The organism is Streptomyces sp. NPDC058671, assembly GCF_042716475.1.
GTDB lineage: Bacteria > Actinomycetota > Actinomycetes > Streptomycetales > Streptomycetaceae > Streptomyces.
Genome location: NZ_JBHXSA010000009.1, coordinates 88,332 through 110,147, shown reverse-complemented (window position 1 = coordinate 110,147; position 21,816 = coordinate 88,332). Strand labels below are relative to the sequence as shown.

At 73.7% G+C, this 21,816-nt stretch carries 20 protein-coding genes and 1 pseudogene; 15 read left to right on the top strand and 6 right to left on the bottom strand.

Annotation, left to right across the window (positions count from 1 at the left end):
• Positions 1-109: 109 nt before the first annotated feature.
• Complete coding sequence (locus ACFWV2_RS13805) at positions 110-547, bottom strand: ATP-binding protein (protein ID WP_384405190.1); 438 nt, start codon at positions 545-547, stop codon at positions 110-112.
• A gap of 198 nt (positions 548-745) precedes the next feature.
• Positions 746-1,933, bottom strand: a complete 1,188-nt coding sequence (locus tag ACFWV2_RS13800) for an 8-amino-7-oxononanoate synthase (protein ID WP_384405189.1) — start codon at positions 1,931-1,933, stop codon at positions 746-748.
• Between the two features lie 143 nt (positions 1,934-2,076).
• Here ACFWV2_RS13800 and bioB point away from each other — a divergent pair, with 143 nt between their 5' ends.
• The 11 genes from bioB (at position 2,077) to mug (ending at position 12,557) form a co-directional block, all read left to right on the top strand.
• The gene (gene bioB / locus ACFWV2_RS13795) at positions 2,077-3,339 is read left to right on the top strand and encodes a biotin synthase BioB (RefSeq protein WP_384405188.1); all 1,263 of its coding nucleotides are present in this window, start codon (positions 2,077-2,079) and stop codon (positions 3,337-3,339) included.
• Between the two features lie 5 nt (positions 3,340-3,344).
• On the top strand, positions 3,345-4,625 hold the full coding sequence (locus ACFWV2_RS13790) for an adenosylmethionine--8-amino-7-oxononanoate transaminase (RefSeq protein WP_384405333.1): 1,281 nt from the start codon (positions 3,345-3,347) through the stop codon (positions 4,623-4,625).
• A 20-nt stretch (positions 4,626-4,645) separates the two neighbouring features.
• Positions 4,646-5,407 carry a dethiobiotin synthase gene (bioD, locus tag ACFWV2_RS13785; protein WP_384405187.1) on the top strand — a complete coding sequence of 254 codons (762 nt, stop codon included), beginning with the start codon at positions 4,646-4,648 and terminating at the stop codon, positions 5,405-5,407.
• 17 nt (positions 5,408-5,424) lie between these two features.
• Positions 5,425-5,769 (top strand): VOC family protein, encoded by a 345-nt coding sequence (locus ACFWV2_RS13780; RefSeq protein ID WP_384405186.1) that lies wholly within the window; start codon positions 5,425-5,427, stop codon positions 5,767-5,769.
• Between the two features lie 10 nt (positions 5,770-5,779).
• Complete coding sequence (locus tag ACFWV2_RS13775) at positions 5,780-6,451, top strand: class I SAM-dependent methyltransferase (protein WP_384405185.1); 672 nt, start codon at positions 5,780-5,782, stop codon at positions 6,449-6,451.
• A 78-nt stretch (positions 6,452-6,529) separates the two neighbouring features.
• Positions 6,530-7,006, top strand: a complete 477-nt coding sequence (locus ACFWV2_RS13770; protein ID WP_384405184.1) for a GNAT family N-acetyltransferase — start codon at positions 6,530-6,532, stop codon at positions 7,004-7,006.
• A 217-nt stretch (positions 7,007-7,223) separates the two neighbouring features.
• A complete protein-coding gene (locus ACFWV2_RS13765; RefSeq protein WP_384405183.1) occupies positions 7,224-8,567 on the top strand; it encodes a hemolysin family protein in 1,344 nt (447 codons plus the stop codon).
• The gene (locus ACFWV2_RS13760) at positions 8,564-9,583 is read left to right on the top strand and encodes a hemolysin family protein (RefSeq protein WP_384405182.1); all 1,020 of its coding nucleotides are present in this window, start codon (positions 8,564-8,566) and stop codon (positions 9,581-9,583) included. The genes ACFWV2_RS13765 and ACFWV2_RS13760 overlap by 4 nt, the downstream gene beginning before the upstream one ends.
• A 95-nt stretch (positions 9,584-9,678) precedes the next feature.
• Positions 9,679-10,461, top strand: a complete 783-nt coding sequence (locus tag ACFWV2_RS13755; protein WP_384405181.1) for an SGNH/GDSL hydrolase family protein — start codon at positions 9,679-9,681, stop codon at positions 10,459-10,461.
• Between the two features lie 108 nt (positions 10,462-10,569).
• Positions 10,570-12,012: an adenylosuccinate lyase gene (gene purB / locus ACFWV2_RS13750; RefSeq protein WP_384405180.1), complete on the top strand. Its 1,443-nt coding sequence runs from the start codon at positions 10,570-10,572 to the stop codon at positions 12,010-12,012.
• A 53-nt stretch (positions 12,013-12,065) separates the two neighbouring features.
• Complete coding sequence (mug, locus tag ACFWV2_RS13745; protein ID WP_384405179.1) at positions 12,066-12,557, top strand: G/U mismatch-specific DNA glycosylase; 492 nt, start codon at positions 12,066-12,068, stop codon at positions 12,555-12,557.
• Positions 12,558-12,570: 13 nt separating this feature from the next.
• Here mug and ACFWV2_RS13740 read toward each other — a convergent pair whose 3' ends face one another.
• Positions 12,571-13,008 (bottom strand): hypothetical protein, encoded by a 438-nt coding sequence (locus ACFWV2_RS13740; protein ID WP_384405178.1) that lies wholly within the window; start codon positions 13,006-13,008, stop codon positions 12,571-12,573.
• A 152-nt stretch (positions 13,009-13,160) separates the two neighbouring features.
• Here ACFWV2_RS13740 and ACFWV2_RS13735 point away from each other — a divergent pair, with 152 nt between their 5' ends.
• Positions 13,161-14,318: an ROK family transcriptional regulator gene (locus ACFWV2_RS13735; protein WP_360791458.1), complete on the top strand. Its 1,158-nt coding sequence runs from the start codon at positions 13,161-13,163 to the stop codon at positions 14,316-14,318.
• Positions 14,319-14,515: 197 nt separating this feature from the next.
• Here ACFWV2_RS13735 and ACFWV2_RS13730 read toward each other — a convergent pair whose 3' ends face one another.
• Both ACFWV2_RS13730 and ACFWV2_RS13725 read right to left on the bottom strand, forming a co-directional pair.
• A complete protein-coding gene (locus tag ACFWV2_RS13730) occupies positions 14,516-15,256 on the bottom strand; it encodes a GntR family transcriptional regulator (RefSeq protein WP_384405177.1) in 741 nt (246 codons plus the stop codon).
• A 246-nt stretch (positions 15,257-15,502) separates the two neighbouring features.
• A complete protein-coding gene (locus ACFWV2_RS13725) occupies positions 15,503-16,396 on the bottom strand; it encodes an RNA polymerase sigma-70 factor (protein WP_384405332.1) in 894 nt (297 codons plus the stop codon).
• Positions 16,397-16,530: 134 nt separating this feature from the next.
• Between ACFWV2_RS13725 and ACFWV2_RS13720 the strand changes: the two genes are divergently transcribed.
• Entirely contained in the window at positions 16,531-17,364 is an 834-nt protein-coding gene (locus ACFWV2_RS13720; RefSeq protein WP_384405176.1) for an alpha/beta fold hydrolase, read from the top strand.
• A 48-nt stretch (positions 17,365-17,412) separates the two neighbouring features.
• Here the strand turns inward: ACFWV2_RS13720 and ACFWV2_RS13715 are convergent.
• Positions 17,413-18,249: pseudogene (locus ACFWV2_RS13715) on the bottom strand (EamA family transporter); the annotation flags it as partial.
• Between the two features lie 112 nt (positions 18,250-18,361).
• Here ACFWV2_RS13715 and ACFWV2_RS13710 point away from each other — a divergent pair.
• Together ACFWV2_RS13710 and ACFWV2_RS13705 are read left to right on the top strand one after the other, a co-directional pair.
• A complete protein-coding gene (locus tag ACFWV2_RS13710) occupies positions 18,362-19,834 on the top strand; it encodes a PLP-dependent aminotransferase family protein (protein WP_384405175.1) in 1,473 nt (490 codons plus the stop codon).
• Positions 19,835-20,126: 292 nt separating this feature from the next.
• Positions 20,127-21,719, top strand: a complete 1,593-nt coding sequence (locus ACFWV2_RS13705; RefSeq protein ID WP_384405174.1) for an alkaline phosphatase D family protein — start codon at positions 20,127-20,129, stop codon at positions 21,717-21,719.
• Positions 21,720-21,816: the final 97 nt, after the last annotated feature.

Genomic DNA, 21,816 nt, shown 5'->3' with positions numbered 1-21,816 from the left:
GACGGGGTTGACGGTCCGTCCTGGGGGGGTGCGGTGGCGCCGCCGCACCCTCTGCTCCGCCGGACCTGCCCTGGACACTCCTGGGCCCTCTCGTGCGGCTCAGGCCGCCCTAGCGACTCGCCAGGGGGGCCGCGGTCCACGGGATCGTGATCCAGACCGTCTTCCCGCCGTCCTCGGTCGGTGTGACCGAGAGACGGCCGCCCGCCTGCGCCGCCAGGACACGGACGATGACCATGCCCCGGCCGTTGTCCTGCTGGACCGCCGCCGGGAGGCGGCGGGGCCTGCGGGGGTGGCTGTCCGTGATCCCGATGTGGAGCCGTTCCTCGCGCTCCAGCCGGACCTCCACCGTGAAGGTGGGTGACTGGCCGAGGGTGTGCAGGACGGCGTTGGTGGCCAGCTCGGAGACGATCAGACGGATCGAGTCCGCGATGTCGGCGGCGCCGTCCAGTCCCCAGTCGGTGAGGACGTCCGCGACGTACCGCCGGGCCGTGGGGACCGAGGCGGGGTCGCTCGGCAGCGTGACGGATGCTTCCTGGTGGTCTGCCATGGCGACGCTGTCCCTTTCCCGCCGGGGCGGCTGCCCCGGATCGCGCTTCGCGTCAGATTGCCACCGATCGTGCCGCGCCGGGCGGCGTTCCACCAAGATATGTCCCCATCTGTCGCCCGAAGCGGTGAACTGTGGTGACCGGGAACGCCCTTGGCCCCCGCCTTCGGGCCGCCGCCCCGGCCCGGTGCCACCCCGCGATCACTCCTGCGGGGCCACGGGTGCGGTCCTCAGGATCGTCTCCACCGCGCGCTCGATCTGCGCGTCCGTCAGATCGGCGCGGGCCGTGAGGCGCAGCCGCGAGATGCCGTCGGGCACGGACGGGGGCCGGAAACAGCCCACCCCGAGACCCTGCTCACGGCAGTCCGCCGCCCAGCGCAGCGCCGCCTCCGGGGAGGGGGCGCGCACCGACACCACGGCCGCGTCGGGCCGGGCCGCCGTGAGGCCCGCCCCGGTGAGCAGGGAGTGCAGCGTGGTGGCGACGGTACGGGCCCGCCCGGCGAGGCCCGGCTCGGCCACGAGCAGCCGCAGGCTCGCCAGTGCGCCGCCCACGGCGGCCGGGGCGAGCCCGGTGTCGAAGATGAAGGTACGGGCCGCGTTCACCAGGTGTTCGATCACCCGGGCGGGGCCGAGGACGGCGCCGCCCTGGCTGCCGAGGGACTTGGACAGGGTCAGCGTGGCCACGACGTCCTCGTCGCCCGCGAGCCCGGCTTCGTGGAGGGCGCCCCTGCCCCCCTCGCCGAGGACGCCGAGGCCGTGGGCGTCGTCCACGACGAGCCCGGCGCCGTGGACGCGGCAGGCGGCGGCGAGCTCCGGCAGCGGGGCCTTGTCGCCGTCGACGGAGAACACGGAGTCGCTGACGACCAGGGCGCGCCGCCCCGGGTGCGCGTCGAGGGTCTTGCGTACGGCTTCGGGGTCGGTGTGCGGGACGACGGCCGTCTCGGCGCGTGCGAGTCGGCAGCCGTCGACGATCGATGCGTGGTTGGAGGCGTCCGAGACGATCAGGGAGTCCCGGACGCCGAGCGCCGTCAGCGCGGCGAGGTTGGCGGTGTAGCCGGAGGAGAGGACGAGGGCCGCCTCGAAGCCGCAGAACGCGGCGAGTTCGCGTTCGAGGCGGGTGTGGAGGCGGGTGGTGCCGGTGACGAGCCGTGAGCCGGTGGAGCCCGCGCCCCAACGCCGGGCGGCGTCGGCCGCCGCCTCGGTGACCTCCGTACGGCGGGTGAGGCCGAGGTAGTCGTTGCTCGCCAGGTCGAGCAGGTCCGACTCCGCCGCCCGGGGCCGCAGCGTCCGGACAAGACCGGCCTCCGCCCGGCGGCGCGCCTCGGCGTCGGTCCAGTCGAACGCGGTGCGGCGCGGGCCCTCGGCCCGTGCGGCGTCGGCCTGTGGCATGCGGCGATCCTTTTGTAGGCAGCGCACAGACCCTAACCGCAGGGTGCCGGGGTCGGGATGTGGCCATCCACACACCTCGAACGGAGGCGTTTGTTCGGATCCTCCTTGGCCCGGGGGTGCGCGGTAGGCCAGGATCAGCGGTTATGGACCTGCTGAACACGCTGGTGGAGAAGGGGCTGCGGCGCGAGCTGCCGACCCGTGAAGAAGCGCTCGCCGTCCTGGCGACCTCCGACGACGAACTGCTCGATGTGGTGGCGGCGGCCGGGAAGGTGCGCCGCCAGTGGTTCGGGCGCCGGGTGAAGCTCAACTACCTGGTGAACCTGAAGTCCGGGCTGTGCCCGGAGGACTGCTCGTACTGCTCCCAGCGACTCGGTTCCGAGGCGGGGATCCTCAAGTACACCTGGCTGAAGCCGGACGAGGCGTCCCAGGCCGCCGCGGCGGGTGTCGCGGGCGGTGCCAAGAGGGTCTGTCTGGTGGCGAGCGGGCGCGGTCCGACGGACCGGGACGTGGAACGCGTCGGCCGGACCATCGAGGCCATCAAGGAGCAGAACGAGGGCGTCGAGGTCTGCGCCTGTCTCGGTCTGCTCTCGGACGGGCAGGCCGAGCGGCTGCGGGACGCCGGCGCCGACGCGTACAACCACAACCTGAACACGTCCGAGGGGACGTACGGGCAGATCACCAAGACCCACACCTACGCGGACCGCGTCGACACCGTGCGGAAGGCGCACGCCGCGGGTCTCTCGGCCTGTTCCGGCCTGATCGCGGGCATGGGCGAGACCGACGAGGACCTCGTCGACGTCGTGTACGCGCTGCGGGAACTGGACTCGGACTCGGTGCCGGTCAACTTCCTCATCCCCTTCGAGGGCACCCCGCTCGCCAAGGAGTGGAACCTCACCCCGCAGCGCTGCCTGCGGATCCTCGCGATGGTGCGGTTCGTCTGCCCCGACGTCGAGGTCCGGATCGCGGGCGGACGTGAGGTGCACCTGCGCTCGATGCAGCCGCTGGCGCTGAACATCGCGAACTCGATCTTCCTCGGCGACTACCTGACGAGCGAGGGCCAGGCCGGTCAGGCCGACCTGGACATGATCGCGGACGCGGGCTTCGAGGTGGAGGGCGCGGGCACGACGACGCTGCCGCGGCACCGCGCCGACGCGCTCGCGGCCGCCGGTGCGGCGGGCGGCGGCTGCGGCTCGTCCGTGTCGGCGGGCTGCGGCTCGTCCGCGGAGAAGGCGGAGGAGGGCGCGGGCTGCGGCTCGCACTCCGGCGGCTGCGGTCCCTGCGGCGGCCACGCGGTGCCCGCTCCCGCCGAGGAGCCGCAGACGGAGACCGCCGCGAACGGCGCCCGTACCGACCTGGTCGCGGTGCGGCGCCGGGGCGCCGGCACGGACCTCGCGCCGAACGCGTGACGTCCGTGCGCAACGACGAACTCCTCGCCCTCGACCGGGCGCACGTCTGGCATCCGTACGGCCCCATGCCGGGACGTACGGACCCGCTGGTGGTGGAGTCCGCGTCCGGTGTGCGCCTGAAGCTCGCCGAACCCTCCGAGGGACAGGCCGAGTTGGTCGACGGCATGTCGTCCTGGTGGTCGGCGGTACACGGCTACAACCACCCCGTGCTCAACGAGGCGGTGCGCGGCCAGCTCGAGCGGATGAGCCACGTCATGTTCGGCGGGCTCACCCACGAGCCGGCCGTGCGGCTCGCCGCCCGGCTCGTCGAGATCACCCCCGAGCCGCTGCGGCACGTCTTCCTCAGCGACTCGGGCTCCGTGTCCGTCGAGGTCGCGGTCAAGATGTGCCTGCAGTACTGGCGCTCCCTCGGCCGCCCGGAGAAGCAGCGGCTGCTCACCTGGCGCGGCGGCTACCACGGGGACACCTGGCAGCCGATGTCCGTGTGCGACCCCGAGGGCGGGATGCACGAGCTGTGGACGGGAGTCCTCCAGCGGCAGGTGTTCGTGGACGCTCCCCCGGCGGCGTACGAGGAGTCGTACGCCGAGCTGCTGCGGACCGAGATCGGGAGGCACGCGCACGAACTGGCCGCGGTGGTCGTGGAGCCGGTGGTGCAGGGCGCGGGCGGCATGCGCTTCCACGACCCGGCGTATCTGCGGGTGCTCCGGGAGGCGTGCGACGCGCACGACGTGCTGCTCGTCCTCGACGAGATCGCCACCGGCTTCGGGCGGACGGGCACGCTGTTCGCCGCCGACCAGGCGGGCGTCTCGCCCGATGTGATGTGCCTGGGCAAGGCGCTGACCGGCGGTTATCTGTCGATGGCGGCGACGCTCTGCACGAGCCGGGTCGCCGACGGGATCTCGCGGGGCGAGGTGCCGGTCCTGGCGCACGGGCCGACGTTCATGGGCAACCCGCTCGCGTCGGCGGTGGCCCTCGCCTCGATCGACCTGCTCCTGTCGCGGGACTGGCAGGTCGAGGTCAAGCGGCTCGAGACCGGACTGCGGGAGGGGCTCGCCCCGGCGGCCGACCTCCCCGGGGTGCGCGAGGTGCGGGTGCTGGGGGCGATCGGCGTCGTCCAGCTCGACCACCCCGTCGACATGGCGGCGGCGACGCGCGCGGCGGTCCGGGAGGGCGTGTGGCTGCGCCCGTTCCGGGACCTGATCTACACGATGCCGCCGTACGTGACGGGCGACGAGGACCTGGCCCGGATCTGCGCCGCCGTGCGCGCGGCGGCGGCAGCGGCCTGAACGGAAGAAGAGGAGCAGCGGTGGGAATCGTCGTCGTCAGCGGTACGGGTACGGAGATCGGCAAGACGGTCGTGACCGCGGCGGTCGCCGCCGTGGCCACCGCCGCCGGCCGGTCGGTCGCCGTCCTGAAGCCCGCGCAGACGGGCGTCGGGCCGCAGGAGCGCGGCGACGCGGAGGAGGTGGTACGGCTCTCCGGCGCCGTGGGCCGCGCCGAGCTGGGCCGTTTCCCCGAGCCGCTGGCTCCGGGTACGGCGGCCCGGCGGGCCGGGCTCGCGCCCGTCGGGCCCGGGGAGGTCGCCGAGGCCGCCCGGAAGCTGGCGGCCGAGCACGACCTGGTCCTCGTGGAGGGGGCCGGCGGGTTGCTCGTGCGCTTCGACGCGGAGGGCGGCACGCTCGCGGACGCGGCGGCGCTGCTCGGCGCACCGGTCCTGGTGGTCGCCCCGGCCGGTCTGGGGACGCTCAACTCGACGGCTCTGACCGCCGAGGCGCTGCGGGCGCGCGGGATCGAGCAGCTCGGTGTCGTCGTCGGCAGCTGGCCGGCCGCGCCGGACCTGGCGGCGCGGTGCAATCTGGCGGACCTGCCGGAGGCGGCGGGCGCGCCGCTCCTCGGCGCCGTGCCGGAGGGGTCGGGGTCGCTCGATCCCGCGGAGTTCCGGGCGGCCGCGGGCGGCTGGCTCGGCCCCGCCCTGGGCGGCACCTGGGACGCGGAGGAGTTCGCGGAGCGGTTCGCCGCCGCCTTCGGTGATCCCGTGCCGTTCGAGGGGCAGCCGCGGGGGGTGTGACTCCGTAGGCTGGAGGCATGCGTGTTTCCGTGCAGGAGGTCGTGTTCGACTGTGCCGATCCGGCCGTCCTCGTCCGCTTCTGGGCGGGGCTCCTCGGCGGCGCTCCGGTCGACCGGAGTGGCGACTGGTCGTACGTGGACCCGCCGGGGTTCGCGCGGCTCGCGTTCCAGCGGGTGCCGGAGGGCAAGTCGGTGAAGAACCGGGTCCATCTCGACCTGGAGGCGGAGGAGCCCGAGCGGGCCGCCGAGGAGGCCCTGTCCCTGGGCGCGGCCCGGGTCGGCGGCCTGGTGACGGACGAGCAGGGTGCCTTCCAGGTGATGCGGGATCCGGAGGGCAACGAGTTCTGCTTCGTGACCGGCTGAGGTGATTGCCGTGAGACCGCCGCGCCCCCTTCGGACCGGATCCCCGTCGGACCGCGTCCACCATCCGCTGTTCGCCCGGTTCTACGCCCGCTTCAGCGTGTCCGCCGACAGCAAGGGCGGCATCGGCGACCTGCGCACGGAGCTGCTCGCGGGGCTGTCCGGCCGGGTCCTGGAGATCGGCGCGGGGAACGGGCTGAACTTCGCGCACTATCCGGCCGGGGTCTGTGAGGTGGTGGCCGTCGAGCCGGAGGCGCGGCTGCGCAGGCTCGCCCAGGAGGGCGCGCGGCGGGCCTCCGTGCCGGTGACCGTGCTGCCGGACACGGCGGAGGCGCTGCCGTTGGAGGACGCCTCCTTCGACGCGGCGGTGGCCTCGCTCGTCCTGTGCACGGTACGGAGCGTGCCGCAGGCCCTCGCGGAGCTGCACCGGGTCCTGCGTCCCGGTGGTGAGCTCCGGTTCTTCGAGCACGGCGTGGCGGACACGCCCGGCCTCGCGCGGGTGCAGCGGGGTCTCGACCGGACGGTCTGGCCGTTGCTCTTCGGCGGCTGCCACATCTCCCGCGCGCCGCTCGCGGCCGTCGAGGCGGCCGGGTTCGCCCTGGGGCCGTACCGCTCGTTCGACCTCCCGGAGAAGGGGCCGCGACTGCCGGCGTCCCCGTGCGTCCTCGGAGTGGCCCGCCGGTAGCCGCTCCCCCGCCCCGCCGTCCGTCCGCCGCCCGGAACTCCGTGGCACCGGCTCGGACGCGTGTGGTGGGATCGGGCCATGACCGATCTTCGGATACGTGCCGCCACCCGTGCCGACGCGGAGGCCGTGCTGGCCTTCTGGGGCGAGTCCGCCGAGGGGACGTCCATATCCGACGACGTGCACGGGGTGACCCGGCTGGTCGAGCGTGACCCCGAGGCGCTCATCCTCGCCGTTGCCGACGGGGTGATCGTGGGCTCCGTGATCGCGGGCTGGGACGGCTGGCGCGCCTCCCTGTACCGGCTCGCGGTGCTGCCCTCGTACCGCAGGCGTGGCATCTCCACCGCGCTCCTGCGTGCCGCCGAGGAACGTTTCGTCGCGCTCGGCGGGCGGCGTGCGGACGCCATGGTGCTGGAGGCGAACGAGACCGGGCGAAGCCTGTGGAAGGCCGCCGGGTACGAGCGCGAGGAGCGCTGGCGCCGATGGGTGAAACCGCTCATGAACGGGACGGCGGTGAGCCGGCGTGAGAACGCGGTCGAGGGGAACGCTCGGGGATGAGCGACGTGGGACGGAGGACCGGTGACAGGCGTTCGGGGTGACCGACCTCGCGCTTTGCCCGTCCTTTACCATGGTTGTTCATCCCGACGACCGAAAGGTGTGAGCGTCCGCCCATGGGCGAGCCTCCCAGTAGCACTGGTTCCGACAGCACCCGCTTCGACGACCGACATCGAGCGATCCTTCCCGCCCTGGCCGATCATGGGACGGAGGTGAACCGATGACCGAAGTGCTGCTCCTCCTCCTGGCGCTCCTCCTCTCCGTCGCGTGCGGCGCCTTCGTCGCGGCCGAGTTCTCGCTGACCACGGTCGAGCGCGGCGAACTCGAAGCCGCCGCGAGCCGCGGCGAGCGCGGGGCGGCCGGTGCGCTCAAGGCCGTCAGGTCGCTGACGTTCCAGCTCTCCGGCGCCCAGCTGGGCATCACCGTCACCAATCTGGTCGTCGGCATGCTCGCCGAGCCCTCGGTCGCCAAGCTGATCCGGGGTCCGGCCGAAGCCGTGGGCCTCTCCCCCACGGTCGCCTCCTCCGTCGCCCTCGTCCTGGGCACCGCCCTGTCGACCGTCGTCCTGATGGTGGTCGGCGAGCTGGTCCCGAAGAACTGGGCGATCTCCTCACCGCTCGCCGTCGCCAAGGTGGTGGCCACCCCGCAGCGGGTCTTCACCGCCGCGTTCAAGCCGCTGATCGGTCACCTCAACAACACCGCGAACCGGATCCTGCGCCGCCTGGGCATGGAGCCCACCGAGGAGCTGGCGTCCGCGCGCTCCCCGCAGGAGCTCGTGGCGCTCGCCCGGCACTCCGCCAAGGAGGGCGCCCTGGAGGCGGACACGGCCGAGCTGTTCGTCCGCACTCTCAACCTGGGTGAGCTGACCGCTGAGAACGTGATGACGCCCCGCGTCCAGGTCACCGCCCTCGACGTGCAGGCCACCGCCGAGGACGTCGCCAACGCCACGCGCGCGACCGGCCTGTCCCGCTTCCCCGTCTACCGGGGCAGTCTCGACTCGGTCGTCGGCATCGCCCACATCAAGGACGTGCTCGCCATACCGGCCGACGAGCGGCCGCGCCGCCGGATCGGCGAGATGCTCCGCGAACCCCTCCTCGTCCCGGAGACGCTCACCGTGGACCGGCTGCTGGACCGGCTGTCCGGGAAGCAGACGATGGCGGTCGTCATCGACGAGTACGGCGGTACGGCCGGGGTCGCCACCCTGGAGGACATCGTCGAGGAGGTCGTCGGCGAGGTCCGCGACGAGCACGACCCGCACGAGACGCCCGACCTGGCACGGGCCGGTGAGGACGCGGACGGGCGCGAGCTGTGGTCCGCCGACGGCGCCGCGCGTACGGATCAGGTGGGGGCGATCGGCCTCCGGGTGCCGGACGGCCCGTACGAGACGCTCGCGGGTGTCGTGGCGTCGGAGCTGGGTCGCATCCCGGCCGTCGGCGACAGTGTGGACCTGGGCGGCTGGCGGCTCGACGTCGTGGACGCCTCCGGTCGCCGGGCCGCGCGCGTCATGCTGCACGCGCCCGTGACGGACACCACCGACGACAGGACCGGGGAGGTCGGCCGATGATCGCGATCCAGTTGTTGATCGGTCTGCTGACCCTGATCGTCAACGCCTTCTTCGTCGGCGCCGAGTTCGCCCTGATCTCGGTCCGCCGCAGTCAGATCGAACCGCTCGCGGAATCCGGGGACCGGCGGGCGCGCAGCGTCATCTGGGGCCTGGAGCACGTCTCCGCCCTGCTCGCGGCGGCGCAGCTGGGCATCACGCTGTGCACCCTGGTGCTCGGCATCGTCGCCGAGCCCGCCATCGCGCACCTGCTCGAACCGGTCTTCGACGCGGTCGGTGTGCCGCACGGTCTGGTCCACCCGATCTCGTTCGTGATCGCGCTGAGCGTGGCCACGTATCTGCACATGCTCCTCGGCGAGATGGTGCCGAAGAACATCGCGCTCGCCGAGCCGACACGGACCGCGCTGCTGCTCGGCCCGCCCCTGGTGGCGCTCGCGCGGGCGCTGCGGCCGGTGATCTTCGCGATCAACGCCTTCGCCAACGCGCTGCTCAAGCTGCTGCGGGTGGAGGTCAAGGACGAGGTCTCGGCGACGTTCTCGGACGACGAGCTGGCGCGGATGGTCACGGACGCGGGCGACGCGGGGCTCCTGGACGACCGGGCCGCCGAGCGGCTGCACGACGCCCTGGAGCTGGGCCGCCGTCCCGTGCGGGACGTCGTGATGCCGCCGGACAAGGTGGTGTACGCGCAGGTCGGGACCACCCCCGAGGAGCTGGAGGCGCTGTCGGCGCTCACGGGCTTCTCGCGTTTCCCGGTCGCGGACGCGGAGCGCCGGATCCTCGGTTATCTGCACGTCAAGGACGCCCTTGACGTCGTCCCGCGCGATCTGCCGTTCCCGGTGTCCGCGCTGCGGCCGATCGCCCGGGTCCGGGCGGTCACGCCGCTGGACGACGTCCTGACCGCGATGCGACGCAGCCGGACGCACCTGGCGGCGGTGCTCGACGAGGACGGCAGGCCCGCCGGGCTCGTGGCGATGGAGGACGTGCTGCGGGAGCTGGTGGGCCGCCCGGCGGCCTCGTGACGGCTCGTACGACGCAGGGAGGGCCCCGGGTGTGTCCCGGGGCCCTCCCGCGCGTCGGGCGTCCCCCGCATACCGCACGGTATGATCGAGCCGCCATGCACATCAATGCCACATACAACAGTTTCGTCGCCCTGGGCGACAGTTTCACCGAGGGCATGTCGGACCTGAGGCCCGACGGCTCCTACCGGGGCTGGGCCGACATCCTCGCGGACCGTCTCGCCGCCCGCGCCCCCGGCTTCCGGTACGCCAACCTCGCCGTCCGCGGCAAGCTCATCCGCCAGATCGTCGACGAACAGGTCGAGCCGGCCGCCGCCATGAAGGCGGACGTCGTCACCCTCGTCGGCGGGCTCAACGACACCCTGCGGCCCAAGGTCGACATGGGCCGGGTCCGCGGCCTGCTCACCGAGGCCGTCGAACAGCTCGCCCCCTCCTGCGGCCGGCTGGTCCTGATGCGCAGCCCCGGCCGCAACGGCCCGGTCATGGAGCGCTTCCGCCCCCGCATGGAGGAGCTCTTCACACACATCGACGAACTGGCCGCCCGGCACGACGCGCTCGTCGTCGACCTGTACGCGGCCCCCTCGCTCGGGGACCCCCGGCTCTGGGACGTGGACCGGCTCCACCTCACCACCGAGGGGCACCGCCGGGTCGCCGAGGCCGTGTGGCAGGCGCTCGGGCTGGCACCCGAGGAGGACTGGCGGGTGCCCCTGGCCCCGTCCTCCCCGGCCGGCTGGGCGAGCCGCCGGGCCGCGGACGCCCGCTTCGCACGGGAGCACCTCGGCCCGTGGATCGGGCGCCGGCTGACCGGCCGCTCGTCGGGCGACGGGCGTGCCCCCAAGCGCCCCGAACTGCTCCCGTACGAGCCGTCGGCGGGTCCATGACCCCGACGGGGCCCTGCCGTTCCCGTTCCGCGTGAGCTGGGTCTCGTAGCAAGCTCCAGTCGGAACCGTGGCGCTGGCCTGCAGAAACCGCCAGTAGAATCTCTCCACGTGACTGCTGTGACTGCGAAGCCCCGCATCCCCAACGTTCTGGCCGGCCGCTACGCCTCCGCGGAGCTCGCCGTCCTCTGGTCCCCCGAGCAGAAGGTGAAGCTGGAGCGCCGGCTGTGGCTCGCCGTGCTGCGCGCGCAGAAGGACCTCGGGATCGAGGTCCCCGAGGCGGCGCTCTCCGACTACGAGCGCGTGCTCGACCAGGTCGACCTCGGATCCATCGCCGAGCGCGAGAAGGTCACCCGCCACGATGTGAAGGCCCGCATCGAGGAGTTCAACGCCCTCGCCGGCCACGAGCACGTCCACAAGGGCATGACCTCGCGCGACCTCACCGAGAACGTCGAGCAGCTCCAGATCCGGCTCTCCCTCGAACTGATGCGGGACCGTACGGTCGCCGTCCTCGGCCGGCTCGGCAAGCTCTCCGCCGAGTACGCGGAGCTGGTCATGGCGGGCCGCTCGCACAACGTGGCCGCCCAGGCGACGACCCTCGGCAAGCGGTTCGCGACCGCGGCGGACGAGCTGCTCGTGGCCTACGGCCGCCTGGAGGAGCTGATCGCCCGCTACCCGCTGCGCGGCATCAAGGGCCCGGTCGGCACCGCGCAGGACATGCTGGACCTGCTCGGCGGCGACGCCGGCAAGCTCGCCGACCTGGAGCAGCGCATCGCCGGTCACCTCGGCTTCGCGCACGCCTTCACCTCGGTCGGCCAGGTCTACCCGCGCTCGCTCGACTACGACGTGGTCACCTCGCTCGTGCAGCTGGCGGCGGCCCCGTCGTCGGTCGCCAAGACGATCCGTCTGATGGCGGGCCACGAGCTGGTCACCGAGGGCTTCAAGCCCGGCCAGGTCGGCTCCTCCGCGATGCCGCACAAGATGAACACCCGCTCCTGCGAGCGCGTCAACGGCCTGATGGTGATCCTGCGCGGCTACGCGTCGATGACCGGCGAGCTGGCGGGCGACCAGTGGAACGAGGGCGACGTGTCCTGCTCCGTGGTCCGCCGGGTGGCGCTGCCCGACGCGTTCTTCGCGCTCGACGGTCTCCTGGAGACCTTCCTGACCGTGCTCGACGAGTTCGGCGCCTTCCCTGCCGTCGTCGCCCGTGAGCTCGACCGCTACCTGCCCTTCCTCGCCACCACCAAGGTCCTCATGGGCGCCGTGCGCGCCGGGGTCGGCCGTGAGGTCGCGCACGAGGCGATCAAGGAGAACGCCGTCGCCTCCGCCCTCGCCATGCGCGAGCAGGGCGCCGAGCGCAACGAGCTGCTCGACAAGCTGGCCGCCGACGAGCGCATCCCGCTGGACCGGGCGCAACTCGACGAGCTGATGGCGGACAAGCTGTCCTTCACGGGCGCCGCCGCCGACCAGGTCGCCTCCGTGGTCTCCCGCATCGAGGAGATCCTCAAGCAGCACCCGGAGGCCGCCGCCTACACGCCGGGGGCGATCCTCTGACCCGGTTCACCCCGGAGCAGCTGGAGGCCGCCCGCGACCGCGTCGTTCCCGACGTGGTGGCGGGCGGCCTCTCCGTGCTGTTCTGCGGGATCAACCCGGGTCTCGTGTCCGCGGCGACGGGCCACCACTTCGCCCGGCCGGGCAACCGGTTCTGGCCGGTGCTCCATCTGTCCGGCTTCACCCCGAGGCAGTTGCGGCCGGACGAGCAGGAGGAACTCCTGTCGTACGGCCTCGGGATCACGAACGTGGTGGCGCGGGCGAGCGCGCGGGCCGACGAGCTGAGCCGCGAGGAGTACCGCGAGGGCGGGCGGCTGCTCGTCGAGAAGGTGGAGCGGCTCGCGCCGCGCTGGCTCGCGGTCGTCGGCGTCACCGCGTACCGGACGGCCTTCGGCGAGCCGAAGGCCGCGATCGGGCCGCAGGAGCGGGTGATCGGCTCCACCCGGGTCTGGGCGCTGCCCAATCCGAGCGGTCTGAACGCGCACTGGACGGCGGCGACGATGGCCGAGGAGTACGCCCGCCTCCGGGAGGCGGCCGACCTCCCGTAGGCCTGCCCGGTGTTCAGGGGAGATCGACGTCGGTGATCACGGCGAGGAGCTGGAACGGCAGCTCCTTGTCCCACTGGGAGACGCCGACGCCGATCCACCGCCCCTCGGCCCGCCACAGCGTCACCCGCGGGGTGTGGCAGCTGAGGGTGGACCACGGCTCCGGTATCTCCTCGCCCTCCATGCTCCGCTCGAGGACGGACCACAGGCTCAGCTCGTCCGGCGGGCCCCAGCGGGCCGAGAGCAGGGCGGTGAGCCCGTCCCGCTCCGCCTCGAACTGCTCCTCGACGAGCTCGCGGCGGGTGCCGTCGTCCTCCCAGAACTCCTCGCTCGTCGCGAGCTCCCCGACGTGGAAGCCCGGACCGCTGCCGACGGGGCCGGAGCGCTCCGGTCCCGCCGGGAAGGCGCGGGAGCGGAGTAAGTCGATCGTCGCCAGGTGCTGTGCCGTGGTCATGGGACCAGTAAAGCGGCCCCCACTGACAGTTGGCGTTCCGTCAGGAGGAGGGCGCGAGCCGCGGCGGTCCCCCGGCCGGGGCGGCACTCGCCGCGACCGGGCCCATTGAGTACCATCCGCCCGAAGAGGTGCACGAGCTGGAAGGACACACTGTGGGGCGGCTGACCGGCGGGGATCCGTCTCTGCTGCGGCGGATCAACTCCGCGGTGGTACTCCATGCGCTGCGTGGCGCCGACGCGCCCACGCTGACCGATCTGACCCGGATCACGGGCCTCTCGCGGCCCACGGTCGAAGGCGTCGTCGAAGGGCTCATGGAAGGCGGTCTCGTCGTCGAGTCGGCCCCCGAGGAGGGGGAGGCCCGGCGGCAGGGACGTCCGGCGCGGAGGTTCCGTTTCCGTGCGGAGGCCGGTCATCTGCTCGGTATCGAGATCGGCCCGCACCGGGTGGCCGCCCTGCTCTCCGGTCTGGACGGGCGGATCATCGGCGCCGGATCGCGCGAGGTGTCGGAGACGGCACCCGAGGACGAGCGCCTCGACCGGGTCCGTACGGTCGTCGCGGACGTGCTGCGCAGGGCCGGGGTCGCCCGGTCCAATCTGCGGGCCGTCGGCGTCGGCACCCCCGGCATCGTGGAGGCCGACGGAACCGTCCGCCTGGGTACGGCCCTGCCCGGCTGGACCGGCCTCGCGCTCGGCGAGCGACTGCGGCGCTCCTTCCGCTGCCCGGTGATCGTGGAGAACGACGCGAACGCGGCGGCCGTCGCCGAGCACTGGAAGGGTGCCGCGACCGACTCCGACGACATCGTCTTCGTCCTGGCCGGACTGAGCCCGGGGGCCGGTTCGCTGATCGGCGGGCGGCTGCACCGGGGCTTCGGCGGCGCGGCCGGGGAGATCGGCGCCCTGCACCTCCTCGGCCGTGGCGTCACCCCCGAGCACCTGCTCTCGACCACGGACGAGCCGCTGCACCCGCTGGACGAGCAGGCGGTCGCGAAGGTCTTCGCGCTGGCCCGCGAGGGCGACGCGCGCGCGGAGGCCGCGGTGGAGCGGTTCATCCAGCGGCTCGTGCACGACGTGGCGGCGCTGGTGCTCGCGATCGACCCCGAGCTGGTGGTCGTCGGCGGCTGGGCGGCCGGCCTGGACGGGGTGCTGCAGCCGCTCCGGGACGAACTGGCCCGGTTCTGTCTGCGGCCGCCGCGGGTGGTGCTGTCCCTGCTCGGCGAGGCGGCGGTGGGCACGGGTGCGCTGCGGCTCGCCCTCGACCACGTCGAGGAGCAGCTGTTCGCGGTCGACGGCACGGTGACGGCCCGCCGCTAGACACGGTCTGTCCTGCGACGGGCCGACGGGCCGACGGGCGGGGGCGCTTCGGCCGGGGGCCGCCGGGCCGGGCGGCGTTCAGGGCGTGGGCGCTTTCGACGTGGGCGCGCCGGCCGCGGGTGCTTCGGGCGGCGAGCACTCGGGCGTGGGCGCGCCGGACCGCGGGGTGCTCCCGCGGGGAGCGCCGGGCGTGGGCCCTACGAGGCCATGACCAGGTCGCCGGAGTCGCCGAAGGTCAGACGGCAGGTGTCGGCGCGGTAGGTGGCCACGGAAACGGCTGCGGTTCGCCCCGCGGACAGGTAGCGGGTCGTCACGACGAGCACGGGCGCGCCCGGCAGCCGGTCGAGCTCCTTGGCGTCGTCGGCACGGGCGGAACCGAGCTCCACGGAGCGGTCCTGGCCGTCGAGGGCGAGGTGCTGGAGTTCCCGCAGCACCGCGCGGGCGCGCGCCGCCCCGGCGGGGGCGTCGATGGCGCTGAGGCCGGGGACGGATCCCACGGGCACGTACAGCAGCTCGGCGGCGACGGGCTGGCCCTGGCTGACGCGGAGGCGGCGGACGATGTGCACCCGGTCCTCGGCGCTCGTCTCCAGGACGCGCGCGACGGCCGCGGGGGCCACGTCGGAGGCGGAGTCCAGGGACTGCCAGGCCTCGTCACCGACGCCCGGCCACGTGTGCTGGGTGGTGGAGACGTCGACGCCGACGCGCGGCGGGGCGACCGTGGTGCCGACGCCGCGGCGGCGCTGGAGCCGGCCTTCGAGCTCCAGCTGCTCCAGGGCCTGACGGAGCGTGGCACGGGCGACGCCGAAGCGTGCCGCCAGCTCGCGCTCGTTGGGGAGGATCTCCCCGACCGCGAAGTCCGAGTCGAGCGCTTCGCCGATCACTGTCTTGAGGTGCTGGTACTTCGGCTCCGGTACCGATGCCAGCTGCGTGGTCCCCACCCTGATCCTCCGCATTTCGCCGTGTCCCGCGGCGTTTCCGCGCCCTTGTTTATTAAAGGTTCCTGCACTAACTCTGCGACCATAAGGCGAGCCACCCCCTTGGTCAAGACCAATCCTCCGTCGAACGCCCCCGAATGTGACCCTCTGACCTAGATCGTTCACAGGACGTTCGCGCCCCCGTGAGCCCGGCGCAGCACAAGGCCCCGCCTCCCGGAGAGGAAGGCGGGGCCACGTGCCGCGCGGGGGTCAGCGTCCGTCGGGGACGGCGAGGCCCTGGAGCTTGTCGGGGTTTCGGACGATGTAGACGCACTGGACGCGTCCGTCGCGCGCCTCGATCTGCACCAGGGTGTCGGGCCGCCCCTCGGCGAGGACGAGGACGGCGGGAGCACCGTTGCTCTCGATGAACCGCAGCTCGTACATCTCGTCGGCCCGCCGGGACGTGGCGGCGAGGAAGCGCCCGACCTTGTCGGAGCCCTCGATGATCCGCCGAGGTGTCCTGGCCTTGCCGCCGCTGTCGCCGACGAGGCGCACGTCCGGGGCGAGCAGGGCGAGGAGTCCCCCGAGATCGCCGCCCGACGCCGCGGCGAGGAAACGTTCGGTCAGGTTTCGGCGCTCGGTCGGATCGACGTCGTAGCGCGGTTTCCTCTCGTCGACGTGGCGCCGTGCGCGCCCCGCCAGCTGCCGCACGGCCGCCTCGGAGCGGTCGAGGGCGGTGGCGATCTCCCCGTACGGGAAGCCGAAGGCCTCCCGCAGCACGAAGACGGCCCGCTCCAGCGGGGAGAGGGACTCCAGGACGACGAGGACGGCGAGCGAGACGGAGTCGGCGAGCAGGGCGCGCTCGGCGGTGTCGGGGGCGGACGGGCCGAAGTCGGTGACGACGGGCTCGGGAAGCCACGGGCCGACGTAGGCCTCACGGCGTGCCTGCGCCTGTCGGAGCCGGTCGATGGCGAGCCTCGCCGTGATGCGGACGAGGAAGGCGCGGGGCTCGCGGACGGCTGCCCGGTCCTCGGCCGTCCAGCGCAGCCAGGCCTCCTGGACGACGTCCTCGGCGTCGGCGGCGCGGCCGAGCATCCGGTAGGCGACGCCGAGGAGCATCGGGCGGTGCTCCTCGAAGAGTTCGGTCAGGGCGTCGGTCTGCATGTCGGTGGGCACCGCTCCATCCCAGCCCACCTTCCCCCCTCTGTCCAGTTCCGGACGGGGTCTTGAACTCCGGGCTACTGACCGGTAATTCTTACTGACAGGACGTCTGACAAGCTCCAGGACTGGGAGTCCGCATGCCCGCACGGATCACGTTCCCGATCGCGACCCCCGCGGGTCCCCGCTCGGCGTCCCTCACCTACGAACGCCGGGGTGCGGGGGAACCGTTGCTGCTCCTGCACGGGATCGGACACCACTGGCAGGCGTGGGAACCCGTCCTGGACCTCCTGGCCGCCGAACGGGACGTGATCGCCGTCGACCTGCCGGGCTTCGGCGCCTCCGACGAACTGCCCGACGGCTCCCCGTACGACCTGTCCACCGTCTGCCGCGTGCTCGACGCGTTCTGCGCGGCCCTCGGCGTCGAACGCCCGCACGTGGCGGGGAACTCGCTCGGCGGACTGCTCGCCCTGGAACTCGGCCGGGAGAAGCGGGTGCGCTCCGTCACCGCGCTCTCCCCCGCCGGTTTCTGGTCGGAGGGCGAGCGGCGGTACGCCTTCGTGACGCTCCGGGCGATGCGGGGCGCGGCCCGGTCCCTGCCGGTGCCGGTGATCGAGCGCCTCTCCCGCACCCCCGCCGGACGCACCGCCCTCACCAGCAGCATCTACGCGCGCCCCGGACGCCGCTCACCCGAGGCGGTCTACGCCGAGACGCTCGCGCTGCGGGGCGCCGACGGCTTCCGGCAGACCCTGGCGGCCGGCGGGTCCGTGCGCTTCCGCGACGACGTGCCCGAGGTCCCCGTCACCGTCGCCTGGGGCACCCGCGACCGGCTGCTCCTTCCCCGCCAGGGCGTCCGCGCCAAGCACACCCTGCCCCGCGCGCGACTCGTCCGGCTGCCCGGCTGCGGCCACGTGCCCATGAGCGACGATCCGGCGCTCGTCGCGCGCGTGGTCCTGGACGGCAGCCGGGTCTGAGAGCCGCCGGGACGTACGGGTGAACAGGCCAGTGCCGACGGCGGCGCCGGCCCCCACGAGCAGGCTCCCGACCGCCTGCGGCAGTCCGAAGGCGGCGCCCGCGACCAGCACGGCGCTCAGCGCGGCGGCGACCGGGATCGCGCCGGTGAAGAGCGTGGCCCTTTCCATGCCGACCCGCTGGACACCCATGTAGAAGAGGACGAAGCCGACCACCGTGGCCAGGACCGCCTGCCAGACCAGAGCGCCCGCTTCCACGCCCGTCGGCATGCGCACCCACGCGGCCCCGTCCACCACGAGCCCCACGAGCGCCGCTTCGGCCGCGCCGATCCCGCAGACAGCGGCCGTCAGCAGCTTCGGGCCGAGCAGCCGGAGCACCGGGACGGCCAGCACCGTGAACCCCACCTCGCCCACGAGCGCCGCCACCGACCAGCCGATCCCGGCGAGGTCCGTCCGGCCCCAGCCCTGCACGGTGAAGGCACCGGCGGCGACGAGCAGCGCCCCGTACAGCACGGCGGGGGCGGGCCTGCGCCCCTCGATCAGAGGGACCAGGACGGCGACGACGACGGGGGCGCAGCCGACCAGGACACCGGGGACAGCCGGCTCGGCCGTCCGCTCGGCGGCGAGGACCGCCATGTTGAAGCCGACCATGCCGACGCCCGCGAGGGCGGCGAGCCGCAGCCAGTGACGGATGGTCAGGGTGCGCAGCGGGGCGAGCCCGCCGCGACCGAGCAGGGGGAGCAGCAGCAGGCAGGCGGCGCCGTAGCGGAGCGCCTGACCGCCCGCGTACGGGTACGCGCCGAGGAGGCTGTTCGCGGTGAAGGAGGCGCCGACGAGGGCGTAGGCAAGGGTGACCAGGAGGACCCCGCGCAGGGCGTTCACATTCATGACTCCGACGTTAGGAAGAGGCGCGGCCCCGGTTAAGGTCCACTCCTGTCACGTCATCGGGGACCACTTCGGCCGGCCCGCCGAGGCGGACGGCGAAAGGGACGGCCACGGTATGAACGGCCAGGGTGGGACCGGGGGCGGGATCGATGGCGTCGGGGTCGGGAGCGGCGGCGAGGGCGGCGGGCGCGGGCAGGCGGCCTGGGAGTTGCTTCTGCCGGCCGTCGGCGCCCCGGCGCGGCGGCGCGGCCGTGCCCTTCAGGAGGCGCTGCGGGAGGCGGTGCGTGCGGGGCGGCTCGTGGCCGGGACCCGGCTGCCGTCCACGCGTGAACTCGCGGCCGACCTGGGCGTCTCCCGTGGCCTCGTCACCGAGGCGTACGAGCAGCTCACAGCCGAGGGGTACCTGCGCAGCGACCGGGGCGCGGGCACCTGGGTGGGCGAGGCGGCGAGGGCGGCCGTGAGCAGAGCCTACGACCTGGCCCCGGGGGCGTCCCGGGTCCGGGTGGACTTCCGCCCCGGGACCCCCGACCTCTCGCTCTTCCCGAGGGCCGGGTGGGCGGCGGCGCAGCGTGCCGTCCTGGCGCGGCTCCCCCACCAGGCGCTCGGGTATCCGGACCCGCGGGGGCTGCCGGAGCTGCGGGAGACGCTGGCCGGGATGCTGATCAGGCGCCGGGGCGTGGTGGCCGATCCGGAGCGGCTCGTGGTCTGTTCCGGCGTCGCGCAGGCGTCGACGCTGTTCGGTTTCGTCCTGCGGGCACGGGGGTTCGACACGGTCGGAATCGAGGATCCCGGCAGCCCGGAGCACGGGCGGCTGTTCGCCTCGACCGGCCTGGGCACGGTGTGGCTGCCCCTGGACGGGGAAGGGCTGCGGACGGGGCCGCTCACCGCCTCCGGAGTGCGGGCCGTGGTCGTGACGCCCTCGCACCAGTTCCCGTCCGGGATCAGCTGGTCGGCCGAGCGCCGCGCGGAACTCCTCGACTGGGCGCGGGCGGTGGACGGATACGTCCTGGAGGACGACTACGACGGCGACTACCGGTACGACAGGACGCCCGTGGGCGCCCTCCAGGGCCTCGATCCGGAGCGGGTCGCCTACGCGGGCTCGGTCAGCAAGTCACTCGCGCCCGGTCTGCGGCTCGGCTGGATGCTCGTCCCCGAGGCGCTGCTCGGGGAGGTGGTCGAGCGCAAGCGGACGATGGACCTCGGCAACCCCGTACTCGACCAGGCGGTCCTCGCGGAGTTCGTGACGCGGGGCGGGTACGACCGTCAGCTGCGGCGCAGCCAACGCGCCTACCGGGAGCGGCGGGACGCCCTGCTCGCCGCGCTCGCGGAGCACCTGCCCGGCACCCGGGTGAGCGGCATCGCTGCCGGACTGCACGTCATCGCGCGCGTGCCGGCTGATTTCGGGCCGCCGGAGCGGTTCCTCGCGCGGGCGGCGGAGAGGGGGGTGGCGCTGCGGCCCCTGGAGGACTACGGGACCGGGCGGCGGGCCGATCAGGACGTACGGCTGGTCATCGGGTACGCGCACCTGACGGCGTCGGCGGTGACGACCGGGATCCGGCTGGTGGCGGAGGCGGTCGGGCGGGAGTGAGGCGTGCGGGGAACGGGGCGGGGTGCGGCGTGCGAGCGGGGCTGGGGTGCGGGAGCCCAGGGGCTGCGGGGGCCGGCGGGGTACGGGAACGGCGGGTGGTTGCTCAGGGGCTGCGGGGGCCGGCGGGGTACGGGAACGGTGGGCTCAGGGCCATGAGGTGCGGCGTGCGCGCGGGATCCGGTGCGGGTGCCCGATGATCTGTTCACGCGGGGTTCGTGTGGGCGCCGTCCCCGGCCGTTAGGCATGGGGCGACGCACCGCCCCCGCCCGGACACCGCCTCGGAGGACCCTCCATGTCCCAGTCCGCACCCGGACCTTCCCCCTCCCCCGCCCGCCGCAGCGTGCTGCGCGGCTCGCTGGCCGCCTCGGCGGCGCTCACCCTCGGCGGCACCGGTCTCGGCGCCCCGGCGTTCGCGCTTTCGGGCCGCCCCCGCGCCGGGTGGGGGGTGCAGACCGGCGACGTCACGACGTCCTCCGGTCTGGTGTGGGTGAGGTCGGACCGCCCGGCGCGGATGCTCGTCGAGACCTCCGCGAGCGAGTCGTTCCGCCGTGTCCGCCGCCACCGGGGGCCCCTGATCGGCTCGGGCACGGACTTCACCGGCACCACCGCGCTGCGCGGCCTGCCGGCGGGTGAGCAGATCCACTACCGGGTCACCCTCGCCGACCCGGACGATCCGCGACGTACGGGCGAGCCCCTGACCGGCACCTTCCGCACGGCCCCCGACCGTCGCCGGGACGGGGTGCGCTTCCTGTGGTCGGGCGACATCGCCGGGCAGGGCTGGGGCATCAACCCGGACATCGGCGGCTTCCGCGCGTACGAGGAGATGCGCCGCCTCGACCCGGACTTCTTCCTGTGCAGCGGCGACTCGATCTACGCGGACGGGGTGATCCCGCCGAGCGTGACGCTGCCCGACGGCCGGATCTGGCGGAACGTGACGACGCCGGAGAAGTCCAAGGTCGCGGAGACGCTCGACGAGTACCGGGGCAACTTCCGCTACAACCTGCTCGACCACAACGTCCGGGCGTTCAACGCGCAGGTGCCGTCGGTGGTGCAGTGGGACGACCACGAGGTGCGCAACAACTGGTACCCGGGCCAGATCCTGGACGACGCGCGCTACACGGAGAAGGACGTGGACGTCCTGGCCGCCCGGGCCCTGCGCGCCTTCGGCGAGTACACGCCGGTTTCCACCCTCCACGCGCGCGGGGACGGTCGCGAGCGCCGGATGCACCGCGTCGTGCGGTACGGACCGCTCCTCGACGTGTTCGTGCTCGACATGCGCTCCCACCGGAACGCCAACTCCCCCGGCCGGCAGGCCGACGACACCACGGGCATTCTCGGCGCCGCCCAGCTGGCCTGGCTCAAGCGGGAGCTGGCCGCGTCGAACGCGGTGTGGAAGGTCCTCGCGGCGGACATGCCCCTGGGCCTGGTCGTACCGGACGGCGCGGCGGACTTCGAGGCGATCGCGCAGGGTGACCCGGGCGCGCCGCTGGGCCGTGAACTGCAGATCGCGGAACTGCTGCGGTTCGTCAAGCACCGGCGGATCACCGGGACGCTGTGGCTGACGGCGGACGTGCACCACACATCGGCGCAGCACTACGCGCCCGAGCGGGCGGCCTTCCAGGACTTCGCACCCTTCTGGGAGTTCGTGTCGGGGCCGCTGGCGGCGGGCGGTTTCCCGGCGAACGCCCTCGACGCGACCTTCGGCCCGGAGCGGGTGTTCGTCCGGGCGCCGGAGCGGGCCAACCTGTCTCCGATGGAGAGCCCGCAGTACTTCGGGGAGGTCGACATCGACGGCCACAGCGGGGAGCTGACGGTGCGCCTGCGGGCCGAGGGCGGAGCGGTGCTGTTCAGCAAGGTGCTGCGGCCGGGGCGCGTCGGGCAGTGACAGCGGGCCGGCGACGGGCGGCGCCAGGACCGTAACGCCTGGTCGGAGGCGGCGAGGAGGCTTCGGTCCGGGTGGTTGTCAGTGGCGGGTCCTACCG